Origin of the sequence: Nocardia sp. NPDC058518 (assembly GCF_042719655.1) — a bacterium.
In the GTDB taxonomy this organism is placed as follows: Bacteria; Actinomycetota; Actinomycetes; order Mycobacteriales; family Mycobacteriaceae; genus Nocardia.
Window position 1 is genome coordinate 62,864 of record NZ_JBHXNJ010000024.1, and the last position, 21,200, is coordinate 84,063.

The 21,200-nt window shown below is 67.5% G+C and carries 21 protein-coding genes; 6 read left to right on the forward strand and 15 right to left on the reverse strand.

The features are described from left to right. Positions 1–89: 89 nt before the first annotated feature. Both ACFWPX_RS31030 and ACFWPX_RS31035 read left to right on the forward strand, forming a co-directional pair. Positions 90–1,517: an amino acid permease gene (locus tag ACFWPX_RS31030; RefSeq protein ID WP_378931477.1), complete on the forward strand. Its 1,428-nt coding sequence runs from the start codon at positions 90–92 to the stop codon at positions 1,515–1,517. A 30-nt stretch (positions 1,518–1,547) separates the two neighbouring features. Beyond that, the gene (locus tag ACFWPX_RS31035) at positions 1,548–2,171 is read left to right on the forward strand and encodes a TetR/AcrR family transcriptional regulator (RefSeq protein ID WP_378931480.1); all 624 of its coding nucleotides are present in this window, start codon (positions 1,548–1,550) and stop codon (positions 2,169–2,171) included. On the opposite strand, the gene ACFWPX_RS31040 is transcribed toward ACFWPX_RS31035, so the two are convergent. Then, positions 2,154–4,217, reverse strand: coding sequence for an AMP-binding protein (locus ACFWPX_RS31040; protein WP_378931482.1), 2,064 nt, complete (start codon positions 4,215–4,217; stop codon positions 2,154–2,156). The two genes, ACFWPX_RS31035 and ACFWPX_RS31040, sit on opposite strands and share 18 nt — an antisense overlap. A gap of 317 nt (positions 4,218–4,534) precedes the next feature. Between ACFWPX_RS31040 and ACFWPX_RS31045 the strand changes: the two genes are divergently transcribed. Beyond that, positions 4,535–7,126, forward strand: coding sequence for an ATP-dependent Clp protease ATP-binding subunit (locus tag ACFWPX_RS31045; protein WP_378931484.1), 2,592 nt, complete (start codon positions 4,535–4,537; stop codon positions 7,124–7,126). 57 nt (positions 7,127–7,183) lie between these two features. On the opposite strand, the gene ACFWPX_RS31050 is transcribed toward ACFWPX_RS31045, so the two are convergent. The 4 genes from ACFWPX_RS31050 to ACFWPX_RS31065 all read right to left on the reverse strand — a co-directional run bounded on the left by ACFWPX_RS31050 (position 7,184) and on the right by ACFWPX_RS31065 (position 11,110). Beyond that, positions 7,184–7,576 (reverse strand): hypothetical protein, encoded by a 393-nt coding sequence (locus tag ACFWPX_RS31050; protein WP_378914420.1) that lies wholly within the window; start codon positions 7,574–7,576, stop codon positions 7,184–7,186. Between the two features lie 125 nt (positions 7,577–7,701). Further along, complete coding sequence (locus ACFWPX_RS31055; protein WP_378931486.1) at positions 7,702–8,511, reverse strand: carbohydrate-binding protein; 810 nt, start codon at positions 8,509–8,511, stop codon at positions 7,702–7,704. Between the two features lie 420 nt (positions 8,512–8,931). Then, the gene (locus ACFWPX_RS31060) at positions 8,932–9,741 is read right to left on the reverse strand and encodes an N-acetylmuramoyl-L-alanine amidase (RefSeq protein WP_378931539.1); all 810 of its coding nucleotides are present in this window, start codon (positions 9,739–9,741) and stop codon (positions 8,932–8,934) included. A 130-nt stretch (positions 9,742–9,871) separates the two neighbouring features. Beyond that, the gene (locus ACFWPX_RS31065) at positions 9,872–11,110 is read right to left on the reverse strand and encodes a cytochrome P450 (protein ID WP_378931489.1); all 1,239 of its coding nucleotides are present in this window, start codon (positions 11,108–11,110) and stop codon (positions 9,872–9,874) included. Positions 11,111–11,327: 217 nt separating this feature from the next. On the opposite strand from ACFWPX_RS31065, the gene ACFWPX_RS31070 reads away from it, so the two are divergent. Next, complete coding sequence (locus ACFWPX_RS31070) at positions 11,328–11,882, forward strand: TetR/AcrR family transcriptional regulator (RefSeq protein ID WP_378931491.1); 555 nt, start codon at positions 11,328–11,330, stop codon at positions 11,880–11,882. A 43-nt stretch (positions 11,883–11,925) separates the two neighbouring features. Here ACFWPX_RS31070 and ACFWPX_RS31075 read toward each other — a convergent pair whose 3' ends face one another. The 4 genes from ACFWPX_RS31075 to ACFWPX_RS31090 form a co-directional block, all read right to left on the reverse strand. Continuing rightward, positions 11,926–12,303 carry a DUF5313 family protein gene (locus ACFWPX_RS31075; RefSeq protein WP_378931493.1) on the reverse strand — a complete coding sequence of 126 codons (378 nt, stop codon included), beginning with the start codon at positions 12,301–12,303 and terminating at the stop codon, positions 11,926–11,928. Then, entirely contained in the window at positions 12,303–12,761 is a 459-nt protein-coding gene (locus ACFWPX_RS31080) for a MarR family winged helix-turn-helix transcriptional regulator (protein ID WP_378914416.1), read from the reverse strand. Before ACFWPX_RS31080 ends, ACFWPX_RS31075 begins: the two co-directional genes overlap by 1 nt. Before the next feature lie 97 nt (positions 12,762–12,858). Beyond that, the gene (locus ACFWPX_RS31085; protein ID WP_378931495.1) at positions 12,859–13,737 is read right to left on the reverse strand and encodes a siderophore-interacting protein; all 879 of its coding nucleotides are present in this window, start codon (positions 13,735–13,737) and stop codon (positions 12,859–12,861) included. A gap of 39 nt (positions 13,738–13,776) precedes the next feature. Continuing rightward, the gene (locus ACFWPX_RS31090) at positions 13,777–14,379 is read right to left on the reverse strand and encodes a TetR/AcrR family transcriptional regulator (protein ID WP_378914414.1); all 603 of its coding nucleotides are present in this window, start codon (positions 14,377–14,379) and stop codon (positions 13,777–13,779) included. 127 nt (positions 14,380–14,506) lie between these two features. On the opposite strand from ACFWPX_RS31090, the gene ACFWPX_RS31095 reads away from it, so the two are divergent. Further along, positions 14,507–14,902 carry a nuclear transport factor 2 family protein gene (locus tag ACFWPX_RS31095; protein ID WP_378914546.1) on the forward strand — a complete coding sequence of 132 codons (396 nt, stop codon included), beginning with the start codon at positions 14,507–14,509 and terminating at the stop codon, positions 14,900–14,902. Between the two features lie 21 nt (positions 14,903–14,923). Here the strand turns inward: ACFWPX_RS31095 and ACFWPX_RS31100 are convergent, their stop codons facing one another. The 5 genes from ACFWPX_RS31100 to ACFWPX_RS31120 are packed head-to-tail and all read right to left on the reverse strand — an operon-like array spanning position 14,924 to position 18,820. Then, entirely contained in the window at positions 14,924–16,129 is a 1,206-nt protein-coding gene (locus tag ACFWPX_RS31100; protein ID WP_378914413.1) for a cytochrome P450, read from the reverse strand. Beyond that, on the reverse strand, positions 16,126–16,728 hold the full coding sequence (locus ACFWPX_RS31105) for an ATP/GTP-binding protein (protein WP_378914412.1): 603 nt from the start codon (positions 16,726–16,728) through the stop codon (positions 16,126–16,128). The genes ACFWPX_RS31100 and ACFWPX_RS31105 overlap by 4 nt, the downstream gene beginning before the upstream one ends. Beyond that, complete coding sequence (locus ACFWPX_RS31110; protein WP_378914411.1) at positions 16,703–17,053, reverse strand: DUF742 domain-containing protein; 351 nt, start codon at positions 17,051–17,053, stop codon at positions 16,703–16,705. The genes ACFWPX_RS31105 and ACFWPX_RS31110 overlap by 26 nt, the downstream gene beginning before the upstream one ends. Beyond that, positions 17,050–17,463 (reverse strand): roadblock/LC7 domain-containing protein, encoded by a 414-nt coding sequence (locus ACFWPX_RS31115; RefSeq protein WP_378906014.1) that lies wholly within the window; start codon positions 17,461–17,463, stop codon positions 17,050–17,052. Before ACFWPX_RS31115 ends, ACFWPX_RS31110 begins: the two co-directional genes overlap by 4 nt. Continuing rightward, positions 17,441–18,820, reverse strand: a complete 1,380-nt coding sequence (locus tag ACFWPX_RS31120) for a sensor histidine kinase (RefSeq protein ID WP_378931498.1) — start codon at positions 18,818–18,820, stop codon at positions 17,441–17,443. The genes ACFWPX_RS31115 and ACFWPX_RS31120 overlap by 23 nt, the downstream gene beginning before the upstream one ends. Positions 18,821–19,116: 296 nt before the next feature. Here ACFWPX_RS31120 and ACFWPX_RS31125 point away from each other — a divergent pair, with 296 nt between their 5' ends. Beyond that, a complete protein-coding gene (locus tag ACFWPX_RS31125) occupies positions 19,117–19,548 on the forward strand; it encodes an SRPBCC family protein (protein ID WP_378931500.1) in 432 nt (143 codons plus the stop codon). Positions 19,549–19,644: 96 nt separating this feature from the next. Here the strand turns inward: ACFWPX_RS31125 and ACFWPX_RS31130 are convergent, their stop codons facing one another. After that, the gene (locus ACFWPX_RS31130; RefSeq protein ID WP_378931503.1) at positions 19,645–21,177 is read right to left on the reverse strand and encodes a DHA2 family efflux MFS transporter permease subunit; all 1,533 of its coding nucleotides are present in this window, start codon (positions 21,175–21,177) and stop codon (positions 19,645–19,647) included. Positions 21,178–21,200 lie beyond the last annotated feature (23 nt).

Sequence of the window (21,200 nt, forward strand, 5' to 3'; positions counted from 1 at the left end):
TCACTCTCGACGCCCGCGATCGCGCGTGGCGGTGTACTCGGATGAGCCCACCGTGACGCGGCGGTGTGCGCCGATGGAAGGAAACGCGAATGTCTTTCGCAGAGCTGCGCACCCAGATGTTGCGCCGCAAACCCCTGATAGAGGTCGACGACGAGATCCCCAGTGACGAGCGCCTCGCCAAATCACTCGGGCTCTGGCAGCTCACCGCCATCGGCGTCGGCGGCATCATCGGCGCGGGCATCTTCACCCTGGCCGGCTCGGTCGCGCACTCGGTCACCGGTCCGGCGGTACTGATCTCGTTCCTGATCGCCGGTGTCGCCAGTGCCGCGGCAGCGCTGTGCTACGCCGAATTCGCGGGCATGGTCCCGAAAGCCGGTTCGGCCTACACCTACGGCTATGTCTCCCTCGGTGAGCTCGCGGGCTGGTTCATCGGCTGGGACCTGCTGCTCGAATACATCGCGGTGGCGGCGGTGGTCGCGATCGGGGTGTCCGGGTACTTCGGGTTCCTGCTCGATCAGGTCGGCCTGACCCTGCCGGAGTGGATGCTCGGCGCGCCCGATACCGGCGACGGCCGGGTGATCGACCTGTTCGCGGTGCTGTTCTGTCTCGGCACCGCATGGGTCCTCTCCCGCGGTATCGGCAGCGTCGGCCGATTCGAGACGGTCGCGGTCGGCATCAAGGTCGCGCTGGTAGTGCTCATCGTGGTACTCGGGGTGTTCCACATCGACAGCGCCAACTACGACCCGTATTTCCCGTTCGGCACGGGCGCGGTGTGGACCGGCGCGGCGACGGTGTTCTTCGCCGTTTTCGGTTATGACGCGATGAGCACCGCGGCCGAGGAATCCATCGACGGACGCAAGCACCTGCCCAAGGCGATCATCTACTCCCTTGCCATCGCGATGGTGCTCTACGTGCTGGCCACGCTCGTGCTCACCGGTATGCAGAAGTACACCGAGATCAGCCCCACCAGTGGGTTCTCCACCGCGTTCGAGTCGGTCGGGATGCCGGGCGTCGCCAATATCATCGCGGTCGGCGCGATCGTCGGCATCATCACCGTCGTGCTCACCTTCATGCTCGGCGTCACCCGGGTGTGGTTCGCGATGAGCCGCGACGGGCTGCTGCCCATCTGGTTCGCCAAGACCCACCCCACCCGCAAGGTGCCGACCAGGGTCACCTGGATCGTCGGCTTCGGCGCGGCGATCCTGGCCGGCGTGCTGCCGATCAACACCGTCGCCGAGCTCACCAATATCGGCATCCTGATGGCCTTCATCGTGGTGTGCATCTCGGTGATCGTGTTGCGGCGCACCAGGCCCGACGCCCCGCGCTCGTTCCGGCTGCCGCTGATGCCGGTGATCCCGCTGATCGGTATCGGCTTCTCGGCCTACCTGATCTGGTCGCTGCCGTGGGAGACCTGGGTGCGGTTCGCCGGGTGGCTTCTGGTCGGCCTGATCGTGTACTTCGCCTATTCGCGCAAGCACTCGCTGATGAACCGGGCCGCGCCGGAGCCGGGCAAGTAGGTCGTCGGCCGACTGTGCTGTGATGGGCCGATGAGATCGGAGCGGGACGCCGCGGCGGCGGGCGCGAGGCAGGCGCGCGCGCCGCGGCGGCGGGATCCGGCGAAAACGCGCGAAGCCATCATCGACGGGTTGCTCGCCGCCGTCACCGCGGGCGATTTCGCGCCGACCGCGCGCGCGATCGCCGCCAGAGCGGGCACCTCCGAACGCAGCGTGTTCGTGCACTTTCCGGACCGGGAAGCGTTGCTGGTGGCCGCGACCGAACGCCAGTCCGAAATGGTCGAGGCGTGCCTGGTGACCCCCGATCCGTCGGCGCCCGTGGCCGAGCGGATCACGATCGCGGTCCGGCAGAGCGCCGCGATCTTCGCCCTCCAGCGCGTGCCCCGCCTGCCCGGTCTCCAGGAATCCCGGTCGATCGCCGCGGTCGACGCGAGGATGCGGCGCACCGACGAACACATCCGCGCCGTCCTGGCCGCGCTGTTCGCACCCGAACTGTCCCGACCCGACGGTACGCACGACGACGTGCTCCTCGATCTGGTCGACGGCGCCCTCGGCTGGCCGATGCGCCACCATCTGCAGGATCGGCGCGGACTGCCGGGCGAGCAGGCGTCGGCGACGATCGAGCGGGCGGTGGGTGCGCTACTCGCTCAGCACTGACCCAGGCACGAGCACCCGCTTGAGGATCTTGCCGGTCTCCCCGCGCGGCAGCGCGGTCAGGAACGTGACGTCGCGCGGGACCGAGAATCGACTCAGGCGGTTGCGGATATAGGTCCGCACCATGTCCGAATCCAGTCCAGCCCCTTCGCGTTTCACCACGAACGCGGCCAGCCGCTGACCGAACTCCCGGTCGGGAACGCCGACGACCGCGACTTCGCTGATCTGGGGCAGGTGGGCGAGCGCCTCCTCGACCGGTCGCGGGAAGACGTTCTCACCACCGGAGATGATCATCTCGTCGTCACGGCCCGCCACGAACAGCCGCCCCGCGGCGTCGAGGTAACCGAGGTCGCCGGTATCGAGCATGCCGTCGGCCTCCTCCGGCGGCGCGGCGTTGACGTAGCCGTCGAAGAGCATGTGGTTGGCGACGAAGATGTGCCCGGTGGCGCCGACCGGCACCGGACGCAGGTCGGGACCGAGCACCGCGACCCGGGTGCCCAGCGGTGGGCGGCCCGCGGTCGTGGGCGATACCCGCAGGTCGTCAGGGGTGGCGACGCTGGCCCACGACACCTCGGTCGAGCCGTACACGTTGTAGAGCAGGTCGCCGTAGCTGTCCAGGAATCGCAGCACGGTGGCCCCGGCCAGCGGTGCACCACAGCTCACCACGAACCGCAGGCTCGACAGATCCAGGCCGGCCCGGACCTCGTCGGGCACCTCGAGCAGGCGTTCCACCATCGTCGGAACCACGATCAACGTGGTGATCCGGTGCTCGGCCACCGCGCGCAGGCAGTCCATCGCATCGAAACCGTCCGACAACACCACGGTCGCGCGCAGTGCCGTGCTGAGCTGCAACCCGGCCAGACCCCAGGTGTGGAACAGCGGCGCGGGAATGAGCAGGACCTCCTCCACGCGCAGCGGGATCCGCGAGAGCAGCGCGGCGATAGTGCCGAAACCCTTGGCATGCGGGCGGCGCGCGCCCTTCGGCGAACCGCTGGTGCCGGAGGTGAGCACGATCAGTCGGCCGGGATGCGTGGGGACCGGGAAGTCGTTGTGCGCCTGGGCGATCAAGTCGTCGACCGTCGTGCGATCCGGGTCCGGCGGGCAGTCGTCGGTGGTGTAGCGCGGGATCTCGCTGTGCAGGTAGCGGATCAGCGTTTCCAGCGCACCGTCGACGAAGACCGCGCTCAGGCGGTGCCGCTGCACGATCTCCTCGATGCGACGCCCCGACAATCCCGCGTTGAGCAATGCCACGTCGACGCCGAGTTTGCCCGCGGCGACCATGGTTTCGACCATGCCCGCGTGGTTGCGCGCCAGCAGACCGATGGCGTCACCCTTGCGCAGACCGATCGAGTACATCGCCGCGGCCAGCGCGGTGGATCGGGAGTCGACCTCGGCGAAGGTGCGATGCCCGCGCGCATCGATCAGCGCGAGCCGATCGGGTTCGTACGCCGCGCCCGCCGCGTAACCACCGGCCAGGTTGAAACCCCACTTCGACAGGGAGCGAAGCTGTCTCACGATCGACACCGGCTCGGGCCGCATCAGCCCGGTGGCCGCGATACTGCGCGCCACCCCGGCATTGCGGCGCACCATCGAACGCTCGGCATTGACCACCACCGAGGAACGGGTGCCCGCGATCGCGTCGGCGGTACGGCGCAGCCCCGCCTTCACCCAGTCGGTGACCAGCGAGTTGGCGCCCTGCTCGATCAGCGGATGGACACGCGCGGCGGCGAACAGGGTGATATCGAGCCGGGTCCGCTCCTGATCGCCACGCAAGCGGATCGCGGCGAAGCTGCCGAGCACCGGGCTACGCAGCTCGAAACTCTCGTACCAACGGCCGATGACGAGGATGAACTCGTGGGTCCTGATCCCGCCGCTCGCCGAGCCGACCCGCACCTGCCAGTGGACAGCACCGTCGGGGCGTTCCACCGGTTCACAACTGCCGATGCCGGTGAACATCCGTGGGTAACTCTGGGGATCGAGCAGCACATCCCACAACGCTTGTCGCGCGATGGTGAAATCCGCGCTCACATCGATGACGTCGTTGACCAAGCTCCGTGCTCTACTTCCCGTCGGCCTGTTCGACCCAGCTGGTCGGCGGGCAAAAATGGGCGCTGCGGTCGTTACCACCTCGCGGGTCGCCACGCTACCCGGCCGCGGCGCCCCTTCATCAAGAATCAGACAAAACCGGTGGTTCGGGACCGTTTCGGCCGGATTTTGGTTTGTGGGCTACACCTGCCGACATCGCCGATGTGAAACTATCCAATCGCTTGCACGCGCCCCGAGGATGCCGAAGTATTGCTGGCAGTACCGACCCGATCTGCAGGAGTCGCCGTGACACACGGCGCGACGAGCGAAGAGGTGTGGACATGACAGCGAGCTTTCCGAGCTCTCGGGACCCATTCGACGACATCTTCCAGCGGTTTTTCGGTTCCGGAATGTCATCCAAACCACCGGTACAACGCATCGACCTGGGCAGGTTGATGACCGACAACGCGAAGTTGCTGGTCGGCACGGCCCGTGAGGCGGCCAGGGAATGGGGCAACCCTGAAATCACTCCCGAACACCTGCTCTACGCGGCCACCGAGGCAGAACCCGGACGCAGCATCGTGGCCGAGCTCAGCCTGGATCCCGACCAGGTCGCCGAGCAGATGCAGGACTACCTCGACACCGGCGAACCCAGTGCCGACGACCTCGCCGACATCACGCTCGGCCCCGCTGCCAAGGTCGCGCTGCGCGCGGCTCAGCGGCAGGCGGCTCAGTCGGGCAGCAGCTACATCGGCCCGGAGCACATTCTGCTCGGCATCGCCTCGCTCCCGGACAGCGTCGCGGCGCAGGCGCTGGTCGCCGGGATCGCGGCCACTCAGAGCGGCGGTGTGCCCGCGCCGGGAACGCCGATGGCGACCGCGCCCTCGAAACGCAGGCAGCCGGAATCCGGCACACCCACCCTCGACGAATACGGTCGCGATCTCACCGCCGAAGCCCGCGAGGGCCTGATCGACCCGGTTGTCGGCCGCGCGGAGGAGATCGAGCAGACCATCGAGATCCTGTCGCGGCGGCGCAAGAACAACCCGGTGCTGATCGGTGATCCCGGGGTCGGTAAGACCGCCATCGTGGAGGGGCTGGCCCAGCGCATTGTCAACGGTGATGTGCCGGTGACCCTCGCCGACCGCCGCGTGATCGCGCTCGATGTCGGCTCGCTGGTGGCGGGCAGTAAGTACCGCGGCGAATTCGAGGAGCGGCTGACCAAGATCCTCGATGAGGTCCGCGCGCACAAAGACGAGCTGATCGTCTTCATCGACGAGTTGCACACCATCGTCGGCGCCGGTGGCGGCGGCGAGGGCTCGATGGACGCGGGCAATCTGCTCAAGCCCGCGCTGGCCCGCGGCGACCTGCACGTCGTCGGCGCGACCACCATCGACGAGTATCGCAAGCACATCGAGAAGGACGCGGCGCTGGAACGCCGGTTCCAGCCGGTGATGGTCTCGGAGCCTTCGGTGGCGGACACCATCGAGATCCTGCGCGGTCTGGCCGATGTGTACGAAGAACACCACCAGGTGCGCTACTCCGACGAATCGCTGGTCGCGGCCGCGCAGCTGTCGGATCGCTACATCACCGACCGGTTCATGCCCGACAAGGCGATCGACCTGATCGATCAGGCGGGTGCGCGGATCCGGCTGCGTTCGGGCACCCCCGATCCCGAGGTGAGGGCGCGGGACGAGGCGATCGCGCGGCTGTATCGCGAGAAGGACGCCGCGGTCGACAACGAGGACTACGAGAAGGCCAAGGCGATCAAGGCCGACATCGCTGCCGCCGAGGAGGAGCTCGAAGAGTCCGGTGCCACGTCCTCGGAGCCGATCGTCGACGTCGTCGACATCGCCGAGGTGATCTCCAAGCGCACCGGCATTCCGGTGGCCGATCTGACCGCCGAGGAGAAGCAGCGTCTGCTCCAGCTCGAGGACGTCCTGCACAAGCGGGTGATCGGGCAGAACGAGGCGATCGTGGCGGTCGCCGAGGCGGTGCGCAGGGCAAGGGCCGGGCTCAAGGATCCGAACCGGCCGATCGGGTCGTTCCTGTTCCTCGGCCCCACCGGTGTCGGTAAGACCGAGCTGGCCAAGGCCCTCGCGGAGGCGGTCTTCGGCGACGAGGACCGGCTGATCCGGTTCGACATGAGCGAGTTCCAGGAGAAGCACACGGTCTCGCGGCTGGTCGGCGCGCCGCCCGGATACGTCGGCTACGACGATGCCGCGCAGCTCACCGACAAGGTGCGGCGGCAGCCGTATTCGGTGATCCTGTTCGACGAGGTCGAGAAGGCGCACCCCGATGGGTTCAATGTGCTGCTGCAACTGCTCGACGACGGGCGCGTCACCGATTCCAAGGGCCGCACCGTCGATTTCAAGAACACGATCGTGATCATGACGTCCAATATCGGTTCGCACGTGATCCTCGACGCGCCTCCCGGCGACCTCGACGCGATCGTGCCGCAGCTCGAAGAGCTACTGCGCCAGCACTTCCGGCCCGAGTTCCTCAACCGGATCGACGAGCAGATCGTGTTCCATCGCCTCGACTCCGAGCAGCTGGAACAGATCGTCGAGCTGATCCTGGATCGCACCCGGCGCATGCTCGCCGCTCAGGACATCGAACTCGAGATCAGTCAGTCCGCGGTGGACTGGTTGGGCGAGCGGGGTTTTCAGCCCGAGTTCGGTGCACGGCCGTTGCGTCGCACCGTGCAGAAGGAGCTCGACAACCGGGTCTCGCGGTTGCTGCTCGACGGCGGGTTGGAACCGGGTGGCACGGTGAAAGTCGATACCGGCGACGACGATCTGGTCGTCACAGCGGTGCACCCGGCGGGCAAGCCCGAAACCAACGGGTCGGCGCCTGCGCCGAAGAAGGCGCCGAAGAAGCCCGCCAAGAAGGCCGCGGGCAAGAAGGGCGAGGGCAAGAAGCTCGCGTCGAAGTAGCGGATAGAAAGCGGTGGCCCGGTTCGCGCGAACCGGGCCACCGTTTTGTCGCCTGGGTCAGCCGCCGGTGACCACGCAGGATTCCCCGAAGCGGAAGCCCCGGCCGACTGTCACATTCGAGCTACTGGCGATGCCGTCCTGGACTGCGGTGAGCGCGTGGGCACCGGTGTAGGACGGCACCCAGTTGAACATGGCGACGCCGTCGGTCGGGGCGACAACGGCCAGGAGCGCGCCGTTGTCGTAGAAGGCGACAGGAACGATGCCGATGCTGAGCCTGGCCAGCAACTGATGGGTGCATCCGGTGCCGTAGTCGGTTGCCGAGCCGACGCTGAGGTTGGGTTTCACGGTCAGCTGCGAAACACCGGCCGAGGCGGCGGGAGCGCCGAGGGTCGTGGCCAGCATTGCCGTCCCGACGGCCGCGACGGCGATGGCGAATTTCCTGTCACTCATATCTCACGTCCTTGTGCTGCGGGGCCGACCGAACGCGAGGCCGGCGAGTCGGTCTCATCCTCACCCCATCGCGGGACCGATGGTGGGAGAACACACGAACCGTTTCGCCGACCTCGGTGCGCCGACTACACCCGAGACCAGAGTGCGGGAGTGTTCGGCGGTGTCCAGTTCGGGTCGTGCACCGTGTGCGCCTGCCTGCAGCGATAGGTTGTGCCCTGGTAGGTGACCTTGTCGCCGATGGCATAGGTGGCACCCTGACGCCACGGCGATCCGGAAGGGGCAGTCGTGGTCGTCGGGTGCTCGTGCCCGGGGGTGGTTGTCACCGGCGGTTTCGTGGTCGTGGCAGGGGGTTTCGTGGTCGTCGCGGGCGGAGCGGTGGTGGTCGGCCGGGAAGTAGTCGGCTTCGGGGTGGTCGTAGCCCCAGGTGTGCCGCCTACCTCGAGATCGACGCAGCTGTAGAACGCCGCCGCGGTATCACCGATATTCCATACCGCCCGCAATTTCTGCCTGCCGGAATAGTTCGACAAATCGACGGTATGGGTCACTTCCATGGACGGCTGTTCGTTTCGGCCGTCGAACACGGCAACCCTGGTATTTCCGATGAAGTATTCCCAATTCAGCGTGCGATGGTTCGCGGTGTTCTTCCACGTGAAACTCGCACGGCCGGAGACTTTCTGCGGTACCCAGCCCAGGCTGTCGTCATCGAGCTCGGGATATTTGTTCGCACTACAGTTGGTGAGCCCCTTCGGACCCTCCACACTCTGCGGTTCGTATTTCACCGCACCGCAGGGCACGAGGCCACGGGCGCATTGCTCCTGCCTGCTCGCCGGTCCGTTGATCCAGCCGTGCGCGGTGGCACTCCCGGCGGGGACCAGCGCGGTGACGATCGGCGCCAATGCCATTACTCCGGCGAAGAACAGAATTCGACTTCTCACTATCAATACTCCTTGGAAACGCACACGGAGGACGGCAGGGGCCGGCTTGCCGTCCGGGAAACATTTCGAGCGATGACACCGAACACTTCGATATCGAACTGTGACAAGGAGATTAGGGTGGCGAAGATCAACCGTCAACCGTCCTGGTAGCGAAAAATACCGCTACCGGCCGGTATTCGCGAACCGTCCCGCAGGTGTGCGAACTCAGCGAATGAAAACGTTTCAGACCAACCGGTTCCCACTCGGAGCAAATGGTGAGTTAATTGACCAGCTATCGCGGGTGCACAGATTTGCCAGCAGCTGACGATAGGTAGCCATGTTGGCAACAAGCCGCCTTACTATTCGAGCGCGGGCGCCGCCGGAGCGGGCCTGGCGAACATTGCGCGACTCCTCCGAAATCAGCTGGCGGCGCTCGGCGAATCAGCCGAGGAACGCGAGGATTCCGGCGGTGATGAGCTCGGCGTAGCGGGCCCGCCCCGCCGGGGTCTCGATGAGGGCGGCGTCGGTCGCCGAGCGCATGTTCCCGCATTCGACCAGGGCGCTCGGCCGTTCGGCCAGATTGAGTCCGGCCAGATCCGCCCGCGGATCCAGTCCCGCCGACCCCACATAGGTCGACGGCACCGCGCCACCGGAGACCATGGCATCGCGCAGCGCGGTGGCCAGTCGTGTCCCCGCCTCGGCCTGCACCGGGTTCAGCGGGGGTTCGGCATAGGCGATGTGGAATCCGTGCGCGCCCGCGCCGGTATTGCCGTCGGCGTGGATCGAGACCACCGCGTCGGCGCCCGACTGATTCGCGATGGCGGCGCGCTGGTCGACACACGGTCCGACGCCGGTGTCGTCGGAGCGCGTGAGGATCACCCGAATACCTTGTGCGGCGAGCGCGTCGCGCACCCGCAGGGTGACGTCCCAGGTGAACTCGTGCTCGGTGTAGCCACTGTCGGCCGAGGTACCGGTGGTGTTGCAGGCCTTCGTCCCACCGCGCCCGTCGGGCACCTGCGCGTTGATCTGCGCTAGATGGGTGGCGTTTCCCCCGTTGTGACCGGGATCGAGGACAACGGTGCGGTTCGCGGCAGTGGAAGTCGGCGGCACGACACTCTCCGAGGAAACGGCCGTCGCGGTCGGCATCGTCGGGTTCGCATCCGTGGACGCGCATCCGGCGAACAACGCTGTCGTCGCGAGCAGGCAGGCGGGCAGGAACAGACGGGGGCGCACTCCGACACCGTGCCACATCCCGTCCAGGTGGCGACTCCGCCCGTGCCGTGTCACACCCCGCGCCGATCGCCGCCCGACCGTGCCCTCGGGCGGACGCGGCACCGCCCCAGGAGACTTCAGCACCGCGAGGACCGGCGTCGAACCGTACTCAGGAGCGGGTAATGCGCAGGGGAAGAGTCGCGTGGCGGCGGGCGAACAGGCTGGGTACCCATCGTGGCGGTTCGACATCAATGAGGCTGAACCGCTCGGTGCGTTCGAGCAGCAGGGTGATCGCGGCGGTTGCTTCCAGTCGAGCCAGGGCGGACCCGATGCAGAAGTGGGCGCCCGCGCCGAACGCCACGTTGGCACGTCCACGCGGCCGGTTCAGGTCGACGATGTCCGGATCCGGGTAGGCGGCCGGATCGCGGTTGGCGGCTCCCCACAGCAGCAGCAAGTGGCTCCCCGCGGGCAGGTCGACGCCGTCGAGCTGGGTATCGGCCACGACGTGGCGGTGGTGGCCGCGGAAGGGCGACTCGAGACGTAACGCCTCGTCGAGGAACGAGGGAACGAGCTCAGGGCGTTCGCGCAGCCGGGTCTGTAGTTCGAGGTCGGTGGCGAGTAGTCGCGCCGCCGAGGCGATCAGGCCCGCGGTCGACTCCCCGCCCGCGCCGATCAGCTGCACCACGATCAGCACCGCCTGCTGTTCGTCGATCGTGCCCGCCGCCATCGCCGCAACGAGGACCTCGAGCAGCGTGCGCGGCGAATCCTGATCGGCCACTCGCTCTTTCGCACCGCTGATCGCCAGGTACGCGTAGTGGGCCAGCTCGGCCGCCGAGGTGATCAGCGCAGTCATCCGCCCGTCGGCGACGACACCGCCCAGCATCTCGGTGGAGTCGTAGGCCAGGCCGAGCAGTCTCGGCACATCAGCCCGTGGCAGACCGACGAGTTCGGCGATCAGCGCCAGCGGCAATCGATCGGCGACCCCGGTGGCCCAGTCGATCCGATCGCCGTCGAGTTCCTCCGCCCACAGCTGTTCGGTGAGTGCGGTGACGACCGGGCCCAGCGTGCGAATCCGTTTGGCCAGCGCCGGTCCGACGATGCCGCGGTGCGCGGCATGGACCTCGCCGTCGGCCGTGGCGAGCACGTGGACGCCCTGCCCTGTCGCGTCGAGGTCGAAGGTCGTCGGCGCCGCACCCGGCTGGGCGACGAGCACGCCGGTCAGATGCGAGGAGAAATCCGCCGGGCGGCGGGTCGCCTCGGCGACCGCCGCCCACGAGGCGACGAGGAAGAAGTCGGTACCGGGTACCCGGTAGACGGGCGCTTCCTCGCGCAGAGTGCGATACATCGGGTAGGGATCGTCGAGCACCGCCGCGTCGAACAGGTCGATCGCTCCGAGGTCCGTGGTCATGGCCGCCGCCTTTCCTGGTCAGGCTGTCGGCGCACACCGTGCATCGCCGAGAAGCACCCGGTCAATGTCTGTCTCAGTGTGAGACGGCATGACGATGTTGTCGTCGTCGGAGCGACCCACACACTTCTTCGAAAACCCCCTCTGCCTAGCTGGATTCGACTAGACAGATGTCATCGAACGTCTCACTCTGAGACAGACCCTGCTGGAGGATTCGCCGATGACCGACCATGCGGACTGGTTGACCGGCGGTGACCGACGCACCATCGCGGTCGACCGCATCGAACGCGCCGCCCTCGCGCTGTTCCTCGAACGCGGCATCGACAACGTCACCGCTGAGGACATCGCCGCGGCCGCCGGCTGCTCACGCGCGACGCTGTATCGGTACGTCGGCGGCAAACCACAACTGGTGCGCGCGGTGATGGTCAGGGCCGCCGCGTCCGTCGTCGCGCGCGTCGAGGCGGTCGTCGACTCGGTCCCGCCCGGCCGACGACCCGTCGAAGCCATCCTGGCCGCTGTCGCCGCGATTCGCGCCGATCCGGTGCTGCGCCAGTGGCTGATCCGGCACCGCTCCCCCGATACCGACGAATTCCTCGCCGGCGCACCGGAACTCGGTCACATCGCGACCGCGCTGACCAGGATCGCCCCCGACGACGAGGCCGCGGGCTGGGTCGTGCGCGTCGTCCTGTCGCTGCTCACCTGGCCGCTGCCCGACGCCGCGGCGGAACGTCACCTGGTCGAACGATTCGTCGGGCCCACCCTCCGTGCGGGCTGACTCCCCCGTTCGGTCTGCGCGACCTCGACCTGTTGCGCGCGATTCAGCCGCGGTGGTGGCGAGTCTCGTAGGCAACGCGCTCGACTTCGGCCCGACGGCGTTCGGCCTCGTTCGCCAGCTCGGGATCGAAGCCATGGCTGACCAGGCGGTGCCGCCGGTACACGTAGGCCAGCGCCACGGTGAAGTAGACCAGCGGCAGGTACAGCAGCGCCAGCATCGACAGCCCTATCCACAGCGGGCCCGGCACCAGCAGGAACAGGCACAGCACGGGAAGCACGGGCAGCAGGAAGCGCATCAGGTATCGGCGGGTCGCGCCGGGGCCGGTGAGGTCGGCCAGCACCCAGTCCGCCATCGAGGGCGGCAGGGTGCCGCCGGTGATGTAGCGAAAGCGCTGCCAGAGATTCGGGGTCGAGGTGCTCATTACTTCTCCCTCACGTCGGATGCGCGTCGCGCGGCCGCGTTCACTCGGCCGAGGACATCGCGCAGTTCTTCGAGATCCGCCAGGCTCACGCCGAGGCGTGCCACGACGGCGGGCGGGATCCGCTCGGCCTGTTCACGCAGGTCACGGCCCACCTCGGTGAGGTCGATGTGCAGCGTGCGCTCGTCGTGCGGATCGCGGCGGCGGGTGATGAGACCGGCGGATTCGAGCCGCTTGAGCAGCGGTGACAACGTCGCGGAGTCGAGCTGGATCGCCTCGGCGACGGCCTTCACCGACATCGGCGCCTCACCCCACAGGGCGAGCATCACCAGGTACTGCGGATGGGTCAGGCCGAGCGGTTCGAGCAGCGGCCGGTAGACCGCCAGCACCGATCGATTGGCCACCGCCAGGGCGAAGCACACCTGCCGGTCGAGCTGCAACGGGTCTTCGAGCTCCTGCATCGTCCACCACCTTCCTTAGCCCACACACTATTACGCCACTAATAGTTAGTGCAATAACTATTAGTGGCGTCACAGATGGACGGGAGGACGGTGCGGGTCAGTCCTCGTCGACGACCAGCGGCTCACCGGCGGCGGCGCGGCGCACCTTCTCGCGGCCGTTGTCCTCCTCGGTACGGCCCTGACGCCAGTAGCCCGTGAAGGTGATCGCGCGCTTGTCGACGCCACGGTCGCGGACGAGATTGCGCCGGGTGAGCTTCACCAACTCGGCCTCACCCGAGATCCACGCGTAAGGCGCGCCAGCGGGGAGCTCGGCGGCGCAGACCGCGTCGACCACCGCGTCGCCGTGCGGGCGATCGCCGCGATGCACCCACTCGATCCGCACGTCGCCGCGGGTCTCGAACCGCTGCTCGTCGGCCGGGCCGTCGATCTCGATGAACGCTCGCACCAGCGCACCCACGTCGAGGCGCTCGATGATCGCGCCGATCGCCGGAATCGCGGTCTCGTCACCGACGAGCAGCTGCCAGCCGGGATCGCCGGACGGGGCATAGAGAGCGTGCGGCGGGCAGAGCAGGCCGATCTCGTCGCCCGGCGCCGCGGTCGAAGCCCAGTCCGAGGCGGGGCCCGCGTGCTCGGCATGCAAGGCGAAGTCGATGTCGAGCTCGCCGAGTTCGGGCCGCTGCGCGCGGATCGTGTAGGTGCGCATCGACGGGCGGACCTCGTCAGGCATCGCGAGATACCGCTGGTACCAACTCATTACGCTGTCGGAGTCGTCCAGCGGCGGCGGCACGACGGGACGCGGCTGACCCGGGAGCGGGAAGAAGAGCTTGGTGTACTGGTCGGGCCCGATGTCGGCGAGGGCGGCCGGATCCTGGCAGCCGAGGGTGATCCGCACCATGCGCGGCGTCAGCCGTACCGCGCGACGAACCACCAGCGGCGCGTAGACCATGGTCGGTCGGTTCACAATCCCAGTCGTCATTAGGCAAGGCTAACCTACAAGCGAGCCGGAATGCATGCCCTAATCGACGGCGAGACCGGAGATGAGCTGCTCGACCACCGCTCGGATAGCGACGATATCCCCCGGGTCCTCGGAGTTCGCCAGGTATTGCGCCGCCTCGTCCAGCGCACCGACCACCACCAGCGCCAGCGGCCGCACCGGCTGCTTCCTGATCCGACCGGCGGCCATGGCACCGGCCATCGCGTTCTCCACCAGGCCGATGGTGTGCCGAAGTTCGATCTCGCGCCACCGGCTCCACCCGAGCACCGCGGGCGCGTCGAGCAGCGCGATCCGCCGCACCTCGGTCGCGGTCGAGGCCTGCAACCACGCCAGGCAGCCCACGATCAGGCTCGCGATCGGATCCTCGGCACGCGCCTCGGCAACAGCAGTGGCGATGACCTCGACCAGGCTGCGCTCGAGATCCTCGAACACCGCCTCGAACAGATCCCGCTTCTCACTGAACTGGTGATAGAGCGCGCCGCGACTGACCCCGGCGGCCTCGGCCACCGCGATCGTACTCACCGCGCCATAACCGAACCGCCCGAACAGCTCTCGCCCGGCACGGATCACCGCGGCACGTGTCGAGGCCGAGCGTTCGGCTTGGGTCCGGCGATCAGGGTTCATGGCGACGTCGAAGTCTAGGGCAGGACGACGGCCGCGGCGGATTCGAGGCCCTTCGCCCCTTGACCGGCCACACCCGATTCGGGAACATACAGTCATCCTGTTTGTATATTGGAAGGGCTTGGCGACCATGTCCGATGCCACCAAGGATCTGTTCGAGCGCTATCACGCCTGCTGGGCCGAGCGCGACCCCGACCGGATCGCCGCACTACACACGCCCGATTCGGTCTTCCACCTGCACTCCGGGGGCGCACCCGCGCACGGGCGGGCCGAGATCCGCACCGCCGCCGCGGCGAACTTCGCCCTCGTCCCCGACCTGACCTTCACCCAGGTCGACCTGCGCGTCGGCGACGACTTCTGGGTGGTGCGATGGAAGCTGTCCGGCACCTCCGTCACCGGCCGCACCGTCGATGTCGATATCGCGGACATGGTGACTGTCGAGGACGGCGCGGTCAAGGAGAAGCACACCTACGTCGACGGCGTGGCCATGCAGGCCGCGCTGAGCGTGCCCTCCGAGATCGCCTGAGCCACAGCGCGTTCGCCGGTGTCATGGCATCGGCAGCGGCGGTGTCTTCGGGAATCTCACGGGCAACGCCGCGAGCGACCGATGGAACGGGCCCGGCCGCCACACCAGGTCCTCGACGGGCACGGCCAGGGCCAATTCCGGGAGGGCATCGAGCAATTGGTCGATGGCGTCCTGCACGATCAGGTACGCCACCGGCTTTGCCGGACAGCCGTGCGGACCCGCGCTCCAGGCCAGGTGCGCCCGGTTGTCGACGACATCACGCCCGGCGATCGCCGGATCGTTGTTGCACGCCGACATGCTGATGACGACCGGTTCGTGCGCGGGCAGCCAGGTGTTGTCGACCAGGATCGGCTGACGAGGGTAGGTCATGCAGAAGTTGGCCAGTGGCGGGTCGGTGAACAGCACCTCGTCGAGCGCGTCGCGGGTGGACAGGCTGCCGCCGAGCACATTGCCCGCGAACCGGTCGTCGGTGAGCATCAGCCGCAACGTGTTGACCACCAGGTTCAGCATGGGCTCGATGCCCGCGCCGTAGAGCACCAGCAGCTGATGCACCATTTCCTCGTCGGACAGGGCGGCATGGTGCTGGAGCAGACGGGTCGCGACATCGTCACCGGGCTCGCGCTGACGCAGCCCCACCAGATCCGCCAATGCCGAGGCGAGCAGGTTGTTGCCCGCCTCGGCGTCGTCACCTTCGAAGATCTGCGCCATCCCGGTGGCGACCTGCTGCCCGATCTCGGGGGTGCACCCGAGCATCGAGTTCAGCGCCTGGAACACCAGCGGAAACGCGTACTGGCTCAACAGGTCCGCGGATCCGGTCACGCAGAAGCTGTTGATCAGCGGGATAGCGAACTGCTCGACGGTGCTGTGCATCGCGTACAGATCGACCCCGGCGATCCCGGCGACATTGGCCTGCCGGTACCGGGTGTGCTCGGCGCCGGTCGTGCGCAGCGCGGCAGGCCGGAACTGCAGCATCGGCAGCACCGGGCAGTCCAGCGGGATGTCGCGTTCCCACATGCGTGGGTCGGCCGGGAAGTGCTCCGGGTCGTTGAGGATGCGCACGGCGGTGTGATAGCCGATCACCAGCGTGGCCCGGATGCCCGGCGACAACTCCACCGGCACCACGGAGCCGAACCGGCTCCGCATCCGTTGGTAGGCCGCCTGCGGATCGGCGGCGAACTCGGGTGCCCACATCGCCACCCGCTCGTCGGCGGCGATATCGACCGTCATGACGCTGTTGCTTCCTGTCTGCGAAAGAGGTATTCCGCCAACGTGATCAGTGCGCGCAGACCCTGGTCACGGCGACGTGCGTCGAGCGCGATCACCGGGGTCTCGGGGGCGAGGTCGAGTGCCTCGCGCACCTCCTCGAGCGGGTAGCGCCGGAAACCCTCGAATTCGTTCACCGCCACCGCGTACGGCACGCCACGCTGTTCCAGCGCCGAGAGCACGTCGTCGGCCTTCTCGATGCGCCGGGTGTCGACGAGCACCAGCGCACCGAGGGCACCGCGAGCCAGTTCCTCCCACAGCGGGGCGAACCGTTCCTGACCCGGCGTGCCGAACAGATACAGCGCCAGCTGGGGATTCAGGGTGATGCGGCCGAAATCCAGTGCGACAGTGGTGGATACCTTGGTGCCAAGCCCGGCCATGTCGTCGACGCCGATGCTGGCCTCGGTGATCGTTTCTTCGGTGCGCAGTGGCCTGATCTCGGACACTCCGCACACGAAGGTGGTTTTGCCGACACCGAAATTGCCTGCGACCAGGATCTTCACCGACCGTGTCACGGTTTCCGCGACGTAGTCGACCTCATCCCGCAATGGCGCGGAGGCCATGCAGCACCTCCTTGATCAGTGCGAGTTCCGGCTTCACCTGTGCCGGGGTGGGGCAGTGCAGGTGGCCGCTGTCGAGCAGATCGGACACGATGATCTTCACGACGGAGGCGGGCAGGTCGAGATAGGCCGACAGTTCGGCGATCGACAGCGCGCCGCGGCGGCTGGTGAGTGCCAGCAGGCGGCGCTCGTCGGGGCGGTGGTCGGGACGCGCGTCGTCGGCGGACCGGACCAGCGTCACCAGATCCAGGTCATGCGCGGCACGCACCCGCCCGCCGGTGCGCACATAGGACCGCACCAGGTCGGGATCGCGCCTGCCGCGGCTCAATTCCTCCCGCCTAGGCGGGGCGCGCTACCGATCTCGTGTCCGACGCGCGAAGCCAGTTCGTTCATCCGATGCGCCACCAGCGCGACATCGACATCGGCGGTGGTCGCGACGCCGAGCAGCGCGCCCGCTCCGGCGGCGGTGATCATGATCATGCCCTCGTCGTACTCGGTCATGTTCTGGCGCACCGTATTCGACGGGCCGCCACAGAATTCACCGAGCGCCTTACCGAGCGAGCGCAGGCCCGAGGCGGCCGCGGCGAACCGTTCGGCGTCGTCTTTGACCACGCCACGGGAGTGGGCGATGCGCAGTCCGTCTTCGGACAGCAGGACCGCGAAGCGGACGCCGGGGATCTCGAGATCCTCGAGCAGCCACGCCAATCGGTTGGTGCTATCGGCTACCGGTGTGCTCATCGGCTGTTCCTTCCGTGGTTCGCTCGGCCGCAGCGGCACGACCGCTGCGGGATCCGCTGCGCCAGGCAGCGGCGAGGTCGGGACGCGCCTGCCCCGACTCGATCGTTACCCCCGCCGAATCCGGGGCAACCGGTCTGCGGCGGCGCTTGGGCAGCCCGCCGCTGGTGATCTCGTGGACATCGGCACCGGGCGATTCGATCTCGGCGACCGGTACGGGAATATGGGCGGGCGCGGCGAGTTCGGGCTCGGGCAGCCGCGGCGCGTCCCCGCTCACCAGCAGCGCCGACGGTACATACACCATGGCCCGCATGCCACCGAAGATATTGGGCCCGTCGACGTGTACGGAGAATCCGTAGCGCCGGGCGAGCGCGGCGATGCCGGGGAAGCCGACCTTCGGCGCGGGACCGAGATCGTGGATGTCGACCGGGCGTTCGCCGCTGAGCACCAGGCGCGCGTCCTCGAGCTGCTCGGGGCTCATGCGCATGCCCGCGTCGTCGATGATCACGGTGACGCCGTGATGGCCCTCCTGGAAACCGATCTCGACGAACGACGACGGCGGCGAGTAGCGCAGCGCGTTGTCGAGCAGGGTCGCCATGGTGTGCACGAGCGGTTCGACCGCGCGGCTGATCACGATCCGGTCGGACTGCGACGCCCGCACGCGCAGGAATTCCCTGACCCGCCCGGTGGCGCCGCCCGCCACATCGGTGAGCGACTGTTGTGGCCATCGACGACCGGGCAGACCGCCGGAGACGATCACATAGGACTGCGCCTGCCGGATCATCTGCTGCACGGTGTGGTCGATCCGGGTGAGCGTTTCGTAGATCGCGTCGTCGCGATGTTCGCGCAGCGCCGCACTGACGACCTGGCCGAGGTCGGTGCCGAGGCTCACCACCGAGGTGCCGAACGAGCGCACCGCGGCGCTGGTAGCCGCCCGCGACGACGCCGAGAGCTCACCGCGGGTCTGCTCCTGCGCGGCCTGAATATCGCTCACGCGGCGTTGCTCGACATAGCGTTCGACCATCGCCCTGGTTTCCTCGGTGACCACACGCAGATCTTCGGCATGGCCCGTGGCGATCCACTGCAGCGCTTGGCCGAACTGCGAATCACCGAGTTCCACCGGCAGATCCACGACGACCGACGGGATCTCGTGTCGGCGCACGGCAGTGGTGATCGCGGGCAGTGTGGTCTGCGCCAGCTGCATCAAGGCGTTCTCGCAGGCGATGCGCTCACGGATGGCGGCATCGGCCCGCTGCCGCTGTCGGCGCTCGTTCCGCATGGCAAACACACTGACCGCGATCGCGAGCAGTAACAGCGGCGCACCGATGACAAGCAACAGCACCGCGATTCCTGAGTTCATCAGATCTTTCGTCGTCCTCGACCACACGGCACTGTTGCCGGTGGCCCTCGCCGGCCGGCCCGCCGAGGCATTCGCCTTCTACCGCGGGGTGATTTCGGATACCCGATTCACACGCCCCGCTTCCAGCGACTCGCACACATTAGCAGCACGCATAACGATCGCGACACGGATCATCCTGTCAGACATCATAATTCCCGCTCGAAACAGGCCACACTACTGGACGGCTGATCTATTCTGGTTCGCTATGTCTCGAGCCGCCGCTTGTGGAACCCCGGGTACCGGATAACATCCCCGGCGTGGCGAAACTGAAGCTCTCCGTCGATGTCCCCGTCCCGCCGGACCAGTCATGGGCGCACGCGTCCGACCTTCCGCACCTCGGCGATTGGCTGTCCATTCACGAGGCGTGGCGCGGCACGCTGCCCGAGGAACTGACGCCGGGCACCGTCCTCGTCGGCATCGCCAGCGTGAAGGGCTTCCGCAACAAGGTCACCTGGACCGTGCGCACCGCCGAGCCGCCGCGCGAACTCGCCCTCAGCGGCAAGGGCATGGGTGGCACCAAGTTCGGCCTCAGCCTGCGCGTCGAACCGAGCAGCATCGGTTCCAAGGTGATCCTCGACATCGAACTGGGCGGCGCACCGCTGTTCGGCCCCATCGGCTCGAGCATCGCCAAGGCGTTGCGCGGCGATATCGAACGCTCGCTCGAGACGTTCGTCAAGCTCTACGGTTGAGATCGCGTATTCCCGTGTAAACAGCGTTCCGCTGAGTGGTGCGCGAAAGCCCGGACGAAACATGGCGTTGGCGTCCGGGCTTTCGGGTGGCAGGGGTCAGATCATCATCGAGGCTTCGGCATCGACCGGAGCCTTGGGTTTGTTGCGGGGTAGGAAGAACGCGGGGACCAGGGTCAGCGCTGCGAGGATCACGGTGACCCAGTAGGTGTTGCTGAACGCTTTCGCTGCCAGCTCGAGTCCCTGCTCGATGACCGACGGCGGAATCTGCGCGGCGAGGTCGGGCCTGGCGGTGGCTCCGATCGCGGCCTTCGCCTCCGGATGATCGTTGAGCTGGGCGGCCAGCACGACCGACATCGTCGCCGTGCCGATCGACGCCGCGGTCTGGTTGACGATGTTCATCAGGGTCGAACCGCGTGCGACCTGTGCGTGCGAGAGCGTCTGGATGGCGGCGGTCATCACCGGCATCATGGTGGCGCCCATGCCGAGACCCATCACGAACAGCGCGCCACCGATCAGCAGGTACGAGGTGTCGGCGCCCAGCTGCGTGAACCCGGCGAGGCCGATGGTGATGAAGGTGATGCCGAACATGACGATCTTGCCGGGGCCGATCTTGTCGACCAGGAATCCCGCGATCGGCATCGTCAGCATGGCGCCGATACCCTGTGGCGCCATGAGCAAGCCGGAGTCGAACGCCGTTTCACCCCGTACCTGTTGCAGGTAGTTCGGCAGCAGGAAACCGGCGCCGAAGAACGCCGTCGCGAACAGCGACATGGTCAGCACGGAGTAGCGCAGCGACGGGTTGGAGAACAGCCGCAGGTCGATCAGCGGATGCTCGGTGCGCAGCGCGTGGAACACGAACGCCACCAACAGCGCAGCGCCGATGATCGCCGGAATCAGCACGCGCGCGGCCATGACGGTGCCCTTCTCCGGAATGGAGGAGACACCGAACAGGAACAGCGCCAGGCCCGGCGAGGCCAGCAGCATACCGACGAAGTCGAACGACTCCGACGGCTTGGGCTTGTCGGGAGCGAACACGACATAGGCCAGGATCAGCGCGATGATGCCGAGCGGCAGATTGATCAGGAAGATCCAGTGCCAGCTGAAGGCGTCGATGAGCCAGCCACCGAGGATGGGGCCACAGATCGGGCCGAGCAGCATGGGCACGCCGAGCACCGCCATCACGCGACCGATCCGCTGCGGGCCCGCGGCGTGGGTCATGATCGTCATGCCCAGTGGCATCAGCATGCCGCCGCCGATGCCCTGGATGACGCGGAACGCCACCAGCGACTCGATACTCCACGCCATCGAACACAGCACCGACCCGATGATGAAGAAGGTCAGCGCCGCCATATAGAGGCGTTTGGTGCCGAAGCGGTCAGCGGCCCACCCCGTCATCGGGATGACCGAGGCCAGCGCCAAGGTGTAGCCGGTCATGGTCCAGGCGACGACCTCGACGGAGGCGTTGAAGTCCTGCATGAAGGTCGGGATCGCCACGGTGACGACGGTGATGTCGAGAATCGACATCACCGCACCGAGGACGACGACACCCGCCACCTTCAGCACGGCGGCATCCAACTTGTCGGGAGTGCGATCGGGCGCGGCGGCGCCGATATCCGGAGGTTTCGTCACCGGTTAACCCAAGCACTTTTCGG